The 16,583-nt window shown below is 60.9% G+C and carries 12 protein-coding genes; 8 read left to right on the top strand and 4 right to left on the bottom strand.

Annotated features, from left to right (window positions below; genetic code table 11):
* Positions 1 to 8 precede the first annotated feature (8 nt).
* Positions 9 to 947, bottom strand: a complete 939-nt coding sequence (gene iaaA, locus V1599_RS09630; protein WP_395301443.1) for a beta-aspartyl-peptidase — start codon at positions 945 to 947, stop codon at positions 9 to 11.
* A gap of 188 nt (positions 948 to 1,135) precedes the next feature.
* Between iaaA and moeA the strand changes: the two genes are divergently transcribed.
* Together moeA and moeB are read left to right on the top strand one after the other, a co-directional pair.
* On the top strand, positions 1,136 to 2,368 hold the full coding sequence (gene moeA / locus V1599_RS09625) for a molybdopterin molybdotransferase MoeA (protein ID WP_395301442.1): 1,233 nt from the start codon (positions 1,136 to 1,138) through the stop codon (positions 2,366 to 2,368).
* Between the two features lies 1 nt (position 2,369).
* A complete protein-coding gene (gene moeB / locus V1599_RS09620; protein ID WP_297118959.1) occupies positions 2,370 to 3,122 on the top strand; it encodes a molybdopterin-synthase adenylyltransferase MoeB in 753 nt (250 codons plus the stop codon).
* A 98-nt stretch (positions 3,123 to 3,220) separates the two neighbouring features.
* Here moeB and fsa read toward each other — a convergent pair whose 3' ends face one another.
* Positions 3,221 to 3,883 (bottom strand): fructose-6-phosphate aldolase, encoded by a 663-nt coding sequence (gene fsa, locus V1599_RS09615; protein WP_297118961.1) that lies wholly within the window; start codon positions 3,881 to 3,883, stop codon positions 3,221 to 3,223.
* A gap of 128 nt (positions 3,884 to 4,011) precedes the next feature.
* Between fsa and V1599_RS09610 the strand changes: the two genes are divergently transcribed.
* From V1599_RS09610 to V1599_RS09595, 4 genes are all read left to right on the top strand, one after another.
* Positions 4,012 to 4,911: a glycyl-radical enzyme activating protein gene (locus V1599_RS09610; protein WP_297118962.1), complete on the top strand. Its 900-nt coding sequence runs from the start codon at positions 4,012 to 4,014 to the stop codon at positions 4,909 to 4,911.
* Between the two features lie 4 nt (positions 4,912 to 4,915).
* Entirely contained in the window at positions 4,916 to 7,348 is a 2,433-nt protein-coding gene (locus V1599_RS09605; RefSeq protein ID WP_112012206.1) for a formate C-acetyltransferase/glycerol dehydratase family glycyl radical enzyme, read from the top strand.
* A 204-nt stretch (positions 7,349 to 7,552) separates the two neighbouring features.
* Complete coding sequence (locus V1599_RS09600) at positions 7,553 to 8,368, top strand: Cof-type HAD-IIB family hydrolase (protein ID WP_395301441.1); 816 nt, start codon at positions 7,553 to 7,555, stop codon at positions 8,366 to 8,368.
* A 149-nt stretch (positions 8,369 to 8,517) separates the two neighbouring features.
* The gene (locus V1599_RS09595; RefSeq protein WP_395301440.1) at positions 8,518 to 9,780 is read left to right on the top strand and encodes a DUF1479 domain-containing protein; all 1,263 of its coding nucleotides are present in this window, start codon (positions 8,518 to 8,520) and stop codon (positions 9,778 to 9,780) included.
* Here the strand turns inward: V1599_RS09595 and V1599_RS09590 are convergent.
* Entirely contained in the window at positions 9,777 to 10,850 is a 1,074-nt protein-coding gene (locus V1599_RS09590) for a LacI family DNA-binding transcriptional regulator (protein WP_395301439.1), read from the bottom strand. The genes V1599_RS09595 and V1599_RS09590 overlap by 4 nt on opposite strands.
* A 289-nt stretch (positions 10,851 to 11,139) precedes the next feature.
* Here V1599_RS09590 and V1599_RS09585 point away from each other — a divergent pair, with 289 nt between their 5' ends.
* A complete protein-coding gene (locus V1599_RS09585; protein WP_395301438.1) occupies positions 11,140 to 12,441 on the top strand; it encodes an MFS transporter in 1,302 nt (433 codons plus the stop codon).
* Positions 12,442 to 12,458: 17 nt separating this feature from the next.
* Entirely contained in the window at positions 12,459 to 14,822 is a 2,364-nt protein-coding gene (locus V1599_RS09580; RefSeq protein ID WP_395301437.1) for a TIM-barrel domain-containing protein, read from the top strand.
* A 90-nt stretch (positions 14,823 to 14,912) separates the two neighbouring features.
* Here V1599_RS09580 and V1599_RS09575 read toward each other — a convergent pair whose 3' ends face one another.
* Positions 14,913 to 16,508 (bottom strand): ABC-F family ATPase, encoded by a 1,596-nt coding sequence (locus tag V1599_RS09575; protein ID WP_395301436.1) that lies wholly within the window; start codon positions 16,506 to 16,508, stop codon positions 14,913 to 14,915.
* Positions 16,509 to 16,583 lie beyond the last annotated feature (75 nt).

Genomic DNA, 16,583 nt, shown 5'->3' with positions numbered 1-16,583 from the left:
ATGCCCCCTTATTCACGATAAATTCCGGTGCTGGGCTCGTCGCCGGCGTAGCCCCAGGCGCGGTACATCCCTTCGCTGTTGAACGGCAGCGCGACGTTTCCCTCGCGATCGACGGCGATTAATCCGCCCTCGCCGCCCAGCGCGGGCAGTTTTTCCATCACCACGCGCTCGCAGGCCTCGCTCAGGCTCAGGCCGCCGTAATCCATCAGCGCGGTAATGTCGTACGCCGCCAGGGTGCGGATAAACACTTCGCCGGTGCCGGTGCACGACACCGCCGCCGTGGCGTTATTGGCATAGCATCCCGCGCCCGGCAGCGGGCTGTCGCCGACCCTGCCCGGCAGCTTGTTGGTCATCCCGCCGGTTGAGGTCGCGGCGGCGAGATTGCCCGCCTTATCCAGCGCGACCGCGCCCACCGTGCCCATCTTGGTGCTTTCGTCCAGTGGCGCAACGTGGTCGAGCTGCGTCACGCCGGCCGAACGCGCCTCCAGCAGCTGCTGGTAGCGTTCAGGCGTTGAAAACGTGTCGGGCGGAACGAGCGCCGTACCGTGCCCGGCGGCAAAGCGCTCCGCCCCGGCTCCCGCCATCAGGACGTGCGGGCTTTGCTCCATCACCAGGCGCGCCGCCAGCACCGGATTGCGCAGGCGCGTCACGCCCGCCACCGCCCCGGCCTTGAGGGTGACGCCGTCCATCACGCAGGCATCCAGCTCGTGCGTTTCATCGCGGGTAAAGACCGAACCGATCCCCGCATTGAACAGCGGGCACTCCTCCAGCAGGCGCACCGCTTCGGTCACCACGTCAAGCGCGCTCTCGCCCGCCTCCAGCATCCGCTGGCCGGTTTCCACAATCTCGTACAGCGCATCGATATAGCGCTTTTCCTGCTCCGGCGTGAGCTGCGACCGTGTAATGGCCCCGGCACCGCCATGAATTGCAATCACTGCCTTACCCATTTCGCCTCACCCGTCGGCCCTGTCTGCCGCTTTTTCTATAAATATCATTATTGTCGATGATTATTCAGATGATTTTTGAATATAGAAAGACGCAGGAGGGATGTAAAGCTTACGCCTGCGGGTCATACAGTTAGCGGCACTTTTCTGCCATAATGAGCGCTTTCGTTTTTACTCCTCAGGAGCCCACCATGGATTTTACCGCCGGACTGATGCCGCTTGAGACGGCATTGACGCAGATGCTTGACCGCGTTTCCCCCCTGCACGACCGCGAGACGCTGCCGCTTGCGCGCTGCTTTGGCCGCATCGTCGCCCGCGATATCGTTTCGCCGCTGAACGTGCCGGGGTTTGATAACTCGGCCATGGACGGTTACGCGGTACGCCTGGCGGATATTCAGGCGGGGCAGCCGCTGCCGGTGGCGGGAAAAGCCTTTGCGGGCCAGCCGTTCAGCGGTGAGTGGCCAGCGGGCACCTGCGTGCGCATTATGACCGGCGCCCCGGTTCCGGCAGGCTGCGACGCGGTGGTGATGCAGGAAGAGGCGGAACAAACCGACGGCGGCGTGCGTTTTACCGCTGAGGTTAAACGGGGCCAGAACATTCGCCGCGTAGGGGAAGATATTACCCTCGGCGCGACCGTCTTTGCCGCCGGGCAGAAGCTGACCGTCGCCGAGCTGCCGGTGCTGGCCTCGCTCGGCATCGCGGAGGTTGACGTTATCCGCAGGGTGCGCGTGGCGGTCTTCTCGACGGGCGATGAACTCCAGCTTCCGGGCCAGCCGCTGAGGGACGGCCAGATTTACGACACCAACCGCCTGGCGGTGCACCTGATGCTCGAGCAGCTGGGCTGCGAGGTGATTAACCTCGGCATTATTCCTGACGATCCGGACAAGCTGCGCGCCGCCTTTATCGAGGCGGACAAATCCGCGGACGTGGTGATCAGCTCCGGCGGCGTCTCCGTCGGCGAAGCGGACTACACCAAAACCATTCTCGACGAGCTGGGCGAAATCGCCTTCTGGAAGCTGGCGATTAAGCCGGGCAAACCGTTCGCCTTCGGCAAGCTGGCCAACAGCTGGTTCTGCGGCCTGCCGGGCAACCCGGTCTCCGCCGCCCTCACCTTCTACCAGCTGGTGCAGCCGCTGCTGGCGACGCTTTCCGGCAACCGCGCCAGCCCGCTTCCCGCCCGCCAGCGCGCGCGCGCGGCCACGCGGCTGAAGAAATCCCCGGGACGCCTTGATTTCCAGCGCGGCATTTTAACGCGCAGCGCCGACGGCGAGCTGGAGGTGAGCACCACCGGCCACCAGGGCTCGCACATTTTTAGCTCCTTCAGCCAGGGCAACTGCTTCATCGTGCTGGAGCGCGAGCGCGGCAATGTGGAAGCCGGCGAATGGGTTGAGGTGGAAGCCTTTAACCACCTGTTCGGAGGCTAAGATGACGGTTGAGCTGAGCGACCAGGAGATGATGCGCTATAACCGCCAGATCGTGCTGCGCGGTTTTGACTTCGAGGGCCAGGAAGCGCTGAAGGCGGCGAACGTGCTGGTGGTCGGGCTCGGCGGGCTGGGCTGCGCGGCGGCGCAGTATCTTGCCGCGGCGGGCGTGGGCCGCATGACGCTGCTGGATTTTGATACGGTATCGGTGTCCAACCTGCAGCGCCAGACGCTGCACAGCGATGCGACCGTCGGCCAGCCGAAGGTTGAATCCGCCCGCGCGGCGCTGGCGCGCATCAATCCCAACATTCAGCTCACGCTCATTGACGCCATGCTGGACGACGCGGCGCTCGGCGAGCAGATTGCGCGGCACGATCTGGTGCTGGACTGCACCGACAACGTCGCCATTCGACAGCAGCTTAACGCCGGCTGTTTCGCCCACAAAACGCCGCTGGTTTCCGGCGCGGCGATCCGCATGGAGGGACAGGTCAGCGTTTTCACGTACGCGGAAGGTGAACCCTGCTACCGCTGCCTGAGCCGCCTGTTCGGCGAAAATGCATTGACCTGCGTGGAGGCGGGCGTGATGGCGCCTTTGGTCGGCGTGATTGGGTCGCTGCAGGCGATGGAAGCGATCAAGGTATTAGCGCATTACGGTGCGCCCGCCGCGGGGAAAATCGTGATGTACGACGCGATGACCTGCCAGTTCCGCGAGATGAAGCTGATGCGCAATCCGGGGTGCGAGGTGTGCGGAGGTTAAACCGCATCGCGGCGTGATGCCCTCACCCCGGCCCTCTCCCACAGGGAGAGGGAGAAAATCGTAGGCCGGCTAAGCGTCAGCGCCATCCGGCAACAGCGTCAAATCGACGTCCGTCCAAACGCCCCCTGCCAGTCCTGCTCAAACTTCACGATCGCCGCATCCACTGCCGGAGAGGTAATAAACTGCTGCGCCACGTCCAGCGGCAGCGTAATGGATTCGCAGCCTGCCAGCAGGCAGTCCAGCGCCTGGCGCGGGGTTTTGAAGCTGGCGGCCAGCACGTTTGACTGCGGCGCGTGCAGCGTCAGCAGCTGCTGTAATTCCACCACCGTCTGGATCCCGTCTCCGCCCTGCGCGTCCACGCGGTTAACGTAAGGGGCAACGTACTCGGCCCCCGCCAGCGCGGAGAGCATCCCCTGCGCCGCGCCGTAAACGGCAGTGCCCAGGGTCGGTATTCCTTCCGCTTTTAGCATTTTAATTGCCGCCAGGCCTTCCGCGGTGACCGGCACTTTCACCACCAGATCGCTAATAATCGCGCGCAGCTTGCGCGCGTCTTCGACCATGCCTTCGGCGCTGCTCGCCATAACCTGCGCAAACAGGCGGCCTTTACCGCCGAGCGCGTCTTGCAGCTCCGGCAGCAGCACGTCCAGCGGCTTTTTACCCGCCGCCACGATGCTTGGGTTAGTCGTTACGCCAGCCAGCGGGAAGATGCGCGCCAGCTTTTTCACCGCCGCAACGTCAGATGTATCCAGATAGAGTTCCATGATGTGATCCTCAAAATTAGCCTGCGCTAACCCTATCACGGCAAAACCCGCTCAAGAGTTGACCCACATCAAGATAACTTTCATTCGAAAGTCATTTAATCTTCATACGCAACACGAGAGGCGAAATCATGATCTTCAATATTCAGCGTTACTCTACCCACGACGGCCCCGGCATCCGCACCGTAGTATTCCTGAAAGGCTGCTCGCTGGGCTGCCGCTGGTGTCAGAACCCGGAAAGCCGCTCCCGCACCCGGGACGTGCTGTTTGACGCGCGCCTGTGCCTTGACGGCTGCGACCTGTGCCAGCAGGCCGCGCCGGGCGTGGTTGAGCGTACGCTGAACGGGCTGGTGATCCACCGCGAAAAGCTGAACGACGACGCGCTGAACGCCCTCACCCCCTGCTGCCCGACGCAGGCGCTCACCGTCTGCGGTGAAGAAAAACCCGTCGCCGAGATTATGGCGACCGTGCTGCGCGACAAGCCTTTTTACGACCGCAGCGGCGGCGGCCTGACGCTCTCCGGCGGCGAGCCGTTTATGAATCCCGAGCTGGCGCACGACCTGTTCAAGGCGAGCCATGAACAGGGCATTCATACCGCCGTTGAAACCTGCCTGCACGTGCCGTGGCACTACATCGAGCCGTCATTACCGTATGTCGATCTGTTCCTCGCCGACCTGAAACACGTTGATCCTGAAGTGTTCAAACAGTGGACCGACGGCTCGGCAAAGCGCATCCTGGAGAACCTCAAGCGTCTGGCCGCCGCCGGGAAGAAGATCACCATCCGCGTGCCGCTCATTCAGGGCTTTAACGCCGATGAAGCCTCCGTGACCGCCATTACCAACTTCGCGGCGGACGAACTCAACGTACACGATATTCATTTTCTGCCGTACCACACGCTGGGCATGAACAAATACACCCTGCTCGGCCAACCTTACTCTGCCCCTGATAAACCGCTGGATAGCCCGGAAATACTGGACTTTGCCCAGACGTACGCCTGCCAGAAAGGGCTAACCGCGACCTTACGAGGATAAACTGATGACGACTTTGAATCTCAACACGCTCAGCGAGCGCATTAAAGCGCACAAAATGGCCCTGGTGCATATCGTTAAGCCGCCGGTCTGTACCGAGCGCGCGCAGCACTACACCGAAATGTACCAGCAGCACCTGGACAAGCCGATCCCGGTGCGCCGCGCGCTGGCGCTGGCCCATCACCTGGCGAATCGCACCATCTGGATCAAGCACGACGAGCTGATCATCGGTAACCAGGCGAGCGAAGTGCGCGCCGCGCCGATCTTCCCGGAATACACCGTGTCGTGGATTGAAAAAGAGATCGACGACCTGGCGGATCGTCCGGGCGCGGGCTTTGCGGTGAGCGAAGAGAACAAGCGCGTGCTGCATGAGATCTGCCCGTGGTGGCGCGGCCAGACGGTGCAGGACCGCTGCTACGGCATGTTTACCGACGAGCAGAAAGGCCTGCTGGAGACGGGCATTATTAAAGCCGAAGGCAACATGACCTCCGGCGATGCGCATCTGGCGGTCAACTTCCCGCTGGTGCTGGAAATGGGCCTCGACGGCCTGCGCGCGAAGGTTGCCGAACGCCGCTCGCGCATCAACCTGACGGTGCTGGAAGACCTGCACGGCGACCAGTTCCTGAAGGCAATTGACATCGTGCTGGACGCGGTGAGCCTGCACATCACGCGCTTTGCCGACCTGGCGCGCGAAATGGCGTCAACAGAGACCCGCGAAAGCCGCCGCGACGAGCTGCTGGCGATGGCGGAAAACTGCGACGTAATTGCCCACGAGCCGCCGAAAACCTTCTGGCAGGCGCTGCAGCTGTGCTACTTCATCCAGCTGATCCTGCAGATTGAGTCCAACGGCCACTCCGTGTCGTTCGCCCGCATGGACCAGTATCTCTATCCGTTCTACCGCCGCGACGTGGAGCTGAACCAGAGCCTCGACCGAGAGCACGCCATCGAGCTGCTGCACAGCTGCTGGCTGAAGCTGCTGGAAGTGAACAAGATCCGCTCCGGCTCGCACTCCAAGGCCTCGGCGGGCAGCCCGCTGTATCAGAACGTCACGATTGGCGGCCAGAAGCTGGTGAACGGCGAGCCGATGGACGCGGTGAACCCGCTCTCCTACGCGATTCTGGAATCCTGCGGTCGCCTGCGCTCCACCCAGCCGAACCTGAGCGTGCGCTACCACGCGGGCATGAGCAACGACTTCCTCGACGCCTGCGTGCAGGTGATCCGCTGCGGCTTCGGCATGCCGGCGTTTAACAATGATGAAATCGTGATCCCGGAATTTATCAAGCTCGGCGTAGAGAAAGACGACGCCTACGACTATGCGGCGATCGGCTGCATCGAAACCGCCGTGGGCGGCAAGTGGGGCTACCGCTGCACCGGCATGAGCTTTATTAACTTCGCCCGCGTAATGCTCGCGGCGATGGAAGGCGGACGCGACGCCACCAGCGGCAAGGTGTTCCTGCCGCAGGAGAAAGCGCTCTCCGCGGGTAATTTCGATAACTTCGACGAGGTGATGGCCGCCTGGGATACGCAGATCCGCTACTACACCCGCAAATCCATCGAAATCGAGTACGTGGTGGACACCATGCTGGAGGAGAACGTGCACGACATTCTCTGCTCCGCGCTGGTGGACGACTGCATCGAGCGCGCGAAAAGCATCAAGCAGGGCGGCGCAAAGTATGACTGGGTTTCCGGCCTGCAGGTCGGCATTGCTAACCTCGGCAACAGCCTGGCGGCGGTGAAGAAGCTGGTCTTCGAACAGGGCGCGATTGGCCAGCAGCAGCTGGCGGCAGCGCTGGCCGATGACTATGAGGGCCTTACCCACGAGCAGCTGCGCCAGCGCCTGATCAACGGCGCGCCGAAGTACGGTAACGACGACGACAGCGTGGATCTCCTGCTGGCGCGCGCCTATCAAACCTACATCGAAGAGCTGAAGCAGTACCACAACCCGCGCTACGGCCGCGGCCCGATTGGCGGTAATTACTATGCGGGCACGTCGTCTATCTCCGCGAACGTGCCGTTTGGCGCGGCGACGATGGCAACGCCGGACGGTCGTAAGGCATATACCCCGCTGGCGGAAGGCGCAAGCCCGTCGTCCGGTACCGACCACCTCGGCCCGACGGCGGTTATCGGCTCCGTGGGCAAGCTGCCGACCGAGGCGATTCTCGGCGGCGTGCTGCTGAACCAGAAGCTGAACCCGTCGACGCTGGAAAACGACGGCGACCGTCAGAAGCTGATGGTGCTGCTGCGCACCTTCTTCGAGGTGCATAAAGGCTGGCACATTCAGTACAACATCGTCTCGCGCGAAACGCTGCTGGAAGCGAAGAAGCACCCTGACCAGTATCGCGACCTGGTGGTGCGCGTAGCGGGCTACTCGGCGTTCTTCACCGCCCTGTCGCCGGACGCGCAGGACGATATCATCGCCCGTACTGAGCATACATTGTAACGCGTTATCCCCTCTCTCCTGAGGGTGAGGGGAAATGCGCACGCTGATGCCCTCACCCCGGCCCTCTCCCACGGGGAGAGGGAGAAAAACTAAAAACGGTAACCTCGGTTGCCGTTTTGCTTTTACTTTCGAATGAAATAAATTTGTGCTCCCCGTCACCTTGTTATTAGAATGTTTCAAAACGAAGTGACTCTGGAGCACAGTATGACCGTAAAAGTTATCGTCACCGATATGGACGGTACTTTCCTGGATGACGCCAAGCAGTACGATCGCGACCGCTTCCAGGCACAGTTCGCGCAGCTTAAGGCGCGCAATATTGAATTTGTTGTCGCCAGCGGCAACCAGTATTACCAGCTCATCTCCTTCTTCCCGGAACTCAAAGCGCAGATCTCCTTCGTGGCGGAAAACGGCGCGCTGGTCTTCGACCGCGGCGAACAGATTTTCCACGGCGAGCTGACGAAGCACGAGTCGCAGATCGTGATTGGCGAGCTGCTGAAAGATAAAGGACTGAACTTCGTGGCCTGCGGGCTGGAAAGCGCCTACGTCAGCGACAAGGCGCCAGACGCGTTCGTGGCGCTGATGTCGAAACACTATCACCGCTTAAAGCGCATCAGCGATTACCGTGAAATCGACGACGTGCTGTTCAAGTTCTCCCTGAACCTGCCGGACAGCGATATCCCGAACCTCGTTGATAAGCTGCACGTCTCGCTCGACGGCATTATGAAGCCGGTGACCAGCGGCTTTGGCTTTGTCGATTTAATCATTCCCGGCCTGCACAAAGCCAACGGCATCAGCCGCCTGCTCAAGCGCTGGAACGTCTCCCCGCAGGAATGCGTGGCGATCGGCGACAGCGGCAACGATGCGGAAATGCTGAAGCTGGTGAAGTACTCCTTTGCCATGGGCAACGCGGCAGAGAGCATTAAAGAAATCAGCCGCTACGGCACCGACGACAACAACCATCAGGGCGCGCTGAACGTCATTCAGGCCGTGCTCGACAACCATTCTCCGTTCGACGCCTGACCCCTTTCCAGCCGGAGCCCCGCTCCGGCCCTTCACTCTTTTTCCATCCTGTGCTGCCCATCAAGTTTTTAAACTTGCATTAACTTATTTTTAACTTAAAGTATCGTTTGTAGATACTTTTACTTTCGAATGAAAGATGCGAGGCGGTTATGACGATGACGTTTACCAGTGAAACATTGCCTGCGGACCACAAGGCGGCAATCCGTCAGATGAAGCGCGAGCTGCGGGCGCAAATCGGCGACGTGCAGGCGGTGTTCGACAGGCTCAGCGACAAAATTGCCACCCGCGTGGCGGAAATCAACGGGCTGAAAAACAAAGGCCAGGACGTCTGGCCGGTAATTCCGTTTGCTGACGTGAAAAACGGGCGCATCACCGCAGAGCAGCGCGAGGCGGTTAAGCGCCGGGGCTGCGCGGTGATCAAGGGTCATTTCCCGCGCGAGCAGGCGCTGGCGTGGGATAAATCGATGCTCGACTACCTCGATCTGAACAGGTTCGACGAGGTGTACAAAGGCCCGGGCGATAACTTCTTCGGCACGCTGACGGCTTCGCGCCCGGAGATTTACCCGATCTACTGGTCACAGGCGCAGATGCAGGCGCGCCAGAGTGAAGAGATGGCGCAGGTGCAATCGTTCCTGAACCGCTTGTGGACGTTCGAAAGCAACGGCAAGCAGTGGTTCAACCCGGACGTCAGCGTGATTTATCCGGATCGCATCCGCCGCCGCCCGCCGGGAACGACGTCTAAAGGGCTGGGGGCGCATACCGACTCCGGCGCGCTGGAGCGCTGGCTGCTTCCGGCGTATCAGCAGGTTTTCGCCCGCGTCTTTGACGGCAACGTTGAGCAATACGATCCTTGGAACGCGGCGCACCGTACCGAAGTGGAAGAGTACACCGTAGATAACACCACCAAATGCTCGGTGTTCCGCACCTTCCAGGGCTGGACGGCGCTGTCGGACATGATCCCCGGTCAGGGCCTGCTGCACGTGGTGCCGATCCCGGAAGCGATGGCCTATATTCTGCTGCGCCCGCTGCTGGACGATGTTCCCGAGGACGAGCTGTGCGGCGTCGCGCCGGGGCGCGTGCTGCCGATTTCCGAGAAGTGGCACCCGCTACTCATTGAAGCGCTGACCAGCATTCCGGCGCTGGACGCGGGCGATTCCGTCTGGTGGCACTGCGACGTGATCCACTCCGTGGCGCCGGTGGAAAACCAGCAGGGCTGGGGGAACGTGATGTATATTCCGGCCGCGCCGATGTGCGAGAAGAACCTCGCCTACGCGAAGAAGGTTAAGGAAGCGCTGGAGGCCGGAGCGTCGCCGGGGGATTTCCCGCGTGAGGATTACGAAACCACCTGGCAGGACCGCTTCACCGTGAACGACCTGAATATTCACGGCAGGCGCGCGCTGGGCATGGCCTAATCGTCGTAAAGCCCTTCCCGCTCAACGGCGGTGCGTCGTTTCCCCTGACGTATCCGCCGCACCGATTCCCGCACCGCCAGCGTGCCGTTCAGCAGCAATGTCCCCACCGGCGCGTCCGGGCGCATCAGCCGCTGCTGGAGCATGTGCACCGCTTCGGTGCCCAGCTCGTCGCGCGGGACGAGTACCGCGGTCAGCGGCACGTCCTGAATCGCCGCCAGGTTAAACCCGTCGATGCTCATCACCGAGACATCCTGCGGAACCCGCAGCCCGTGATGTTGCAGCGCGCTGATAGCGCCCGCCGCCATAAAATCGCCGCCGACCAGAAACGCCGTGGGTAACTCTTTTCCCTGCCGCTGCCCGAGCCATTCGCTGACCGCGCGTTCGCTCTCTTTCGCGCTGAAGCTTTGTACCTCCAGCAGATCGCGTTTGTCGTCGAAGCGCAAATTATGCGTGCGCCACGCATCGCGGATCCCCGACAGGCGCAGCTCCATGGTATAGCGCCGCAGACAGAGCACGGTCATCACCTCACGGTGCCCCATCTCGAACAGATACTCCGCCGCTCTCTCGCCAATGGAACGGTGATCCGGCGCAACGGCAGGCAGGCGCATATGCCGATCGCGGCAGTTGATGAGCATGCACGGCTTGCCCACGTCGACCGCCAGATCGTGAATGTGCGGATCGTCAATGCCCAGCAGAATGGCGGCCTGGGTATCCGGCTCGTTCATGCGCGTCAGAAACAGCTGGGCGTCGCCGTCGTTTTCCTCCAGCGCGCAGTAGCGCAGGCGCACCTCGTGCGAGGCCAGCGCCTTGCCCACGCTCTGGATCACGCGGTAGTAGAAGATGTCGGACCGCTCGTCAAACGCCCGCTGCGGCGCGAAGACCACCAGGCTGTTGAGCAGCAGCCGCCCCGCCGCCAGACCGTCCATCACGCCCAGCTCCCGCGCGCAGGCCAGCACTTTTGCCCGCGCGCGTTCGCTGGTGTTGGCTTTGCCCGCCAGCACGCGCGAAACGGTGCTGATCGACAGCTGCGTGCGCTCAGCGATCTGGGTAATTTTTAGCCTTTTATCCATTTTGTGATCTGGCTCCGGTTGTGTCGTGAAAATTTTTTCATATCGCCGCCAATGCTCAATAACTTAGCTCCTGAGGCCACGAGCGATCAATCACAAAGGATCATGAAAAGTTTTGCATAAAATCCCCTGTTGTCCAGCCAATTTCTCCCCTACTGTGCAGTTATCACACAAAACGCATCAAATTGGTATAACAGGTTTAATGTATAAAACCGTTACCATTCAGCGAAATATAAAAATGTGTGTGACAACTTACTTTCTCTATCCTGCCGTCCGTCTTGTGGAGATCAAAATGAGTCAGGACATCAATACACCTCTTGCGGCAAGCAAAACCCGCCGCGTAATTAAGAACCTGCGCTGGTACGTTCTGGTGCTGTTTTTACTCGGCGTAACCGTGAACTACATTACCCGAAACTCGCTGGGCATCCTCGCGCCGGAGCTGAAAGAGAGCCTCGGGATCACCACCGAGCAATACTCCTGGATCGTTGGCGCGTTCCAGATCGCCTACACCATTTTCCAGCCCCTGTGCGGCTGGCTGATTGACGTGATTGGCCTGAAGATTGGCTTTATGGTCTGCGCCGGGATCTGGGCGCTGATGTGTATCTTCCACGCGGGCGCCGGAACCTGGCTGCACCTGGCTATCCTGCGCTTCTTTATGGGCGCGTCGGAAGCCGCCGCAACGCCCGCTAACGCCAAAACCATCGGTGAATGGTTCCCGAAATCGGAACGTCCCGTCGCCGCAGGCTGGGCAGGCGTCGGCTTCTCCGTCGGGGCAATGCTGGCTCCGCCGATTATCTATTTTGCCCACGCCTCCTTCGGCTGGCAGGGCGCGTTTATGTTTACCGGCGTGCTGGCGCTGCTGTGGGTTGCCCTGTGGTGGATCTTCTACCACAACCCGGAGCAGCACCCGAACCTCGGCAAGGAGGAGCTGGCCTTTATCAAGCAGGATAACGAACCGCCTGCGGTCAAACTGCCGTTCCTTACCGCGCTGAAAACCGTCTCAAAGAATAAACGGTTCTACGGTATCGCCATTCCGGCCTTTATGGCGGAACCGGCCTGGGCGGTGCTGAGCTTCTGGGTGCCGCTCTATCTGGCGAAAGAGCACGGCATGGACCTGAAGCAGATCGCGATGTTCGCCTGGCTGCCGTTCCTCGCCGCCGACCTCGGCAGCGTGGCGAGCGGCTACCTGACGCGCCTCTACACCCGCTGGTTCGGCTGCTCCCGCGTGAACTCGGTGGTTGCCAGCTCCGTTACCGGCGCGTTCCTGATGATTTCGCTGGGCATCGTGGCGATTACCCGCGACCCGTATATCACCATCGTGCTGATCTCCATCGGCGGATTCGGGCACCAGATCATCTCCTGCATGCTCAGCGCGCTGGTCGTGGAGTCATTCGACAAAGGCCAGATGGCGACCGTCAACGGCATGCGCGGCTCGGCGGCGTGGATTGCCAGCTTCCTGTTCTCCCTTTTGATTGGGGTCACCGCCGACAAAATCGGCTTTAACCCGCTCTTTATCGCCATGGGCTTCTTTGACCTGATTGGCGCTGTTTTCCTGGTGGCATTTATTGCTGAACGTCGCGCCAAGCGCGCCTGATAGTGGATGTATTGCATATGAAAACCCTGAAAAACTGGACCGTAGATAAGCAGTCGGCAAACCATCTTGAGCTGCTGGTCGACAATCAACACCGCCTGTGCCTGTACGTGCTGGAGGAGAACCTGTTCCGCGTGCTGATCAAGCGCAGGGGCGAACTGGCGCTGGACCGCACCTGGAGCATCGCGCCGGACAAGGACGTGCCGTGGGAAGGCCGCCGCCGCGACGACCTGAGCGGCTTCACCTGCCCCGCCTGGACATTAACGCAGCGCGACGACGTGCTGATGGTGGAAACCCAAAACCTGCGCGTTACCGTCCACCAGCCGCTGTGGCTGGAGTGGCACTACCGCAACGACGCGGATGAATGGCAGCCGCTGGCCAACGATCGCCCCACCAGCGCGTACCTGCTAAATGCCCACGGCGACGGCGTGGCGCATTACCTGAGCCGCCGCAGGGACGAGCGTTTTTACGGTCTCGGCGAAAAAGCGGGCGACCTGCAGCGCAACGGCAAACGCTACGAGATGCGTAACCTCGACGCGATGGGCTACAACGCCGCCAGCACCGACCCGCTCTACAAGCACATTCCGTTCACCCTCACCCGCCGCGACGACGTGAGCTACGGCCTGTTTTACGACAACCTCAGCAGCTGCTGGCTGGACCTGGGCAACGAAATCGACAACTACCACACCGCCTACCGCCGCTGGCAGGCGGAAGCGGGCGACATCGACTACTACATCTTTACCGGCAGGCGCGCGCTGGACGTTACCAAGTCTTTCGTGCGCCTGACCGGGAAAACGCTGTTCGGGCCGAAGTGGAGCCTGGGCTACAGCGGCTCGACCATGCACTACACCGACGCGCCGGACGCGCAGAACCAGCTGATGAACTTCATCCGACTGTGCGAAGAGCACGCCATTCCGTGCGATTCGTTCCAGCTCTCTTCCGGCTATACCTCCATTAACGGCAAGCGCTACGTCTTCAACTGGAACTACGACAAGGTGCCGCAGCCGAAGGTGATGAGCCAGGCCTTCCACGACGCCGGGCTGAAGCTTGCCGCCAACATCAAGCCGTGCCTGCTGCAGGATCACCCGCGCTATGGCGAAGTGGCGGAGAGCGGCCTGTTCATCCGTGATTCAGAAACCGATGCGCCGGAGCGCTCCAGCTTCTGGGATGACGAAGGCTCGCACCTCGACTTTACCAACCCGCAGACGGTGAAGTGGTGGCAGAACGGCGTCACCACGCAGCTGCTGGAAATGGGCATCGATTCCACCTGGAACGACAACAACGAGTTTGAGGTGTGGGACGGCGAAGCGCGGTGCTTTGGCTTCGGCAGGGAGATCGCCATCAAGCAAATCCGCCCGGTGATGCCGCTGCTGATGATGCGCGCCTCGCTGGAAGCGCAGCAGCGCTTTGCGCCGGAGAAGCGTCCATACTTAATTTCCCGCTCCGGCTGCGCGGGGATGCAGCGCTACGTTCAGACCTGGAGCGGCGATAACCGCACCAGCTGGGAGACGCTGCGCTACAACACCCGCATGGGGCTGGGGATGAGCCTGTCCGGCCTGTTCAACGTCGGGCACGACGTCGGCGGCTTCTCGGGCGATAAGCCGGACGCCGAGCTGTTCGTGCGCTGGGTGCAAAACGGCGTGATGCACCCGCGCTTTACCATTCACTCGTGGAACGATGATTGCACCGTGAACGAGCCGTGGATGTACCCGGGCGTCACGCCTGCCATTCGCGGCGCGATTGAGCTGCGCTATCGCCTGCTGCCGTATCTTTATACCCTGCTCTGGCAGGCCCACGCCGACGACGAGCCGATGCTGCGCCCGACCTTCCTCGATCACGAGCACGACGCGCAGACGTTTGAAGAGTGCGACGATTTCCTGCTGGGCCGCGACCTGCTGGTGGCGAGCGTCATTGAGGCCGGACAGCGCGAGCGCCGCGTCTGGCTGCCGGATAACGAAACCGGCTGGTACGATTTTTACACCCACGAGTGGTTCTCCGGCGGCCAGTGGATTACGCGCGACGCGCCGCTGGAAAAGCTTCCGCTGCTGGTGCGCGCCGGTGCGGGCCTGCCGCTGAGCGAACGCATTACGCACGTGAGCGCTGAAAAAGACGATACCCGCGAGCTGAAGCTGTTCCCGGTGAAAGGGGTGGGCACCACGTCCGGCCTGCTGTTTGAAGATGACGGCGAAAGCTGGGGCTACCAGCACGGCAATGCACTGTGGATCGAGTGGGAAATGGCGTGCGATGGCGCAACCATCAACCTGAAGGTGAACGCGCGCGGCGACTATCGTCCGGCGTGGAACGCGCTGAAGGTGTCGTTACCGGCGGGAGAAAAACGTACGCTGCTGGTGAACGGAGTTGAAGGGGATGAGTGGGTGGTGTAGTGCGGCCTGATGCCCTCACCCTAACCCTCTCCCACGGGGAGAGGGAATAGAATGTAGGCCGGGTAAGGCGAAGCCGCCACCCGGCTTTTTTTAATTCTCGATACCTTTGCTACGCAGGTAATCTTCGTAATTACCGGTGAAGTCCACCACGCGCTCTGGCGTAATTTCAATCACGCGGGTCGCCAGCGAGCTGACGAACTCACGGTCGTGAGAGACGAAGATCAGCGTGCCCTGGTACATCTCCAGCGCCATGTTCAGCGATTCGATAGATTCCATATCCAGGTGGTTTGTGGGTTCATCCATTACCAGGATATTCGGTTTTTCCATCATCAGCTTGCCGAACAGCATGCGGCCTTTCTCACCACCGGAAAGCACTTTTGCAGGCTTTTTGATGTCGTCCTGGCTGAACAGCAGACGACCCAGAATGCTGCGCACCGCCTGCTCGTCGTCACCTTCCTGCTTCCACTGGCTCATCCAGTCAAAGACGGTCAGATCGTTTTCAAACGCGTACTCGTGGTCCTGCGCGTAGTAGCCAATCTGCGCGTTCTCGGACCACTTAACGGTACCGGTGTCCGGCTGCAGTTCGCCGACCAGCGTTTTCAGCATGGTGGATTTACCCACGCCGTTCGCGCCGAGGATGGCAATCTTCTCGCCCACTTCCAGCAGCAGGTTGAAGTTTTTAAACAGCGGGCCGCTTTCAAAACCTTTCGACAGCGCTTCCACTTCCAGCGCGTTACGGAACAACTTCTTGTCCTGCTCGAAGCGGATGAACGGGTTCTGACGGCTGGAAGCCTTAACTTCATCCAGCTTGATTTTGTCAATCTGGCGGGCGCGAGAGGTCGCCTGACGCGATTTAGAGGCGTTGGCGCTAAAGCGGCTAACGAAGGACTGCAGGTCCGCGATCTGCGCTTTTTTCTTGGCGTTATCGGCCAGCAGACGCTCGCGCGCCTGGGTCGCCGCCGTCATGTATTCGTCGTAGTTGCCCGGATAAACGCGCAGCTCGCCGTAGTCCAGATCCGCCATGTGCGTACAGACCATGTTCAGGAAGTGACGGTCGTGCGAGATGATGATCATGGTGCTGTCGCGATCGTTCAGCGTCTGCTCCAGCCAGCGGATGGTGTCGATGTCCAGGTTGTTCGTCGGTTCATCGAGCAGCAGGATGTCCGGGTTCGAGAACAGCGCCTGCGCCAGCAGGACGCGCAGCTTCCAGCCCGGCGCCACTTCGCTCATCGGCCCGTAGTGCTGTTCAACCGGAATGCCCACGCCCAGCAGCAGCTCGCCCGCACGCGCTTCCGCAGAGTAACCGTCCATTTCGCCGTACTGCGTTTCCAGGTCGGCAACCTTGTAGCCGTCCTCTTCGCTCATTTCGGCCAGGGCGTAGATGCGATCGCGCTCCTGCTTCACTTCCCACAGCTCCGCGTGCCCCATGATCACGGTGTCGAGCACGGTGAACTCTTCGAAGGCAAACTGATCCTGACGCAGCTTACCGATGCGCTCGTTAGGATCGAGCGACACGTTGCCGAGCGTCGGCTCCAGGTCGCCGCCGAGGATTTTCATAAAGGTGGATTTTCCGCTACCGTTGGCGCCAATCAGGCCGTAACGGTTGCCGCCGCCAAATTTGACGGAAATGTTTTCGAACAGCGGCTTACTGCCAAACTGCATAGTGACGTTGCTGGTAACTAACACGGGGAGATTCCTGCGAAAAGTGTGATAAACGCGGCATTATGCCACAATTCCGAAATGAGATCCCGTGTTGCAGCC

The sequence above is a fragment of the Enterobacter sp. ECC-175 genome (assembly GCF_043968675.1).
In the GTDB taxonomy this organism is placed as follows: Bacteria; Pseudomonadota; Gammaproteobacteria; order Enterobacterales; family Enterobacteriaceae; genus Enterobacter.
This window is presented reverse-complemented; position numbering and strand designations above follow the sequence as displayed.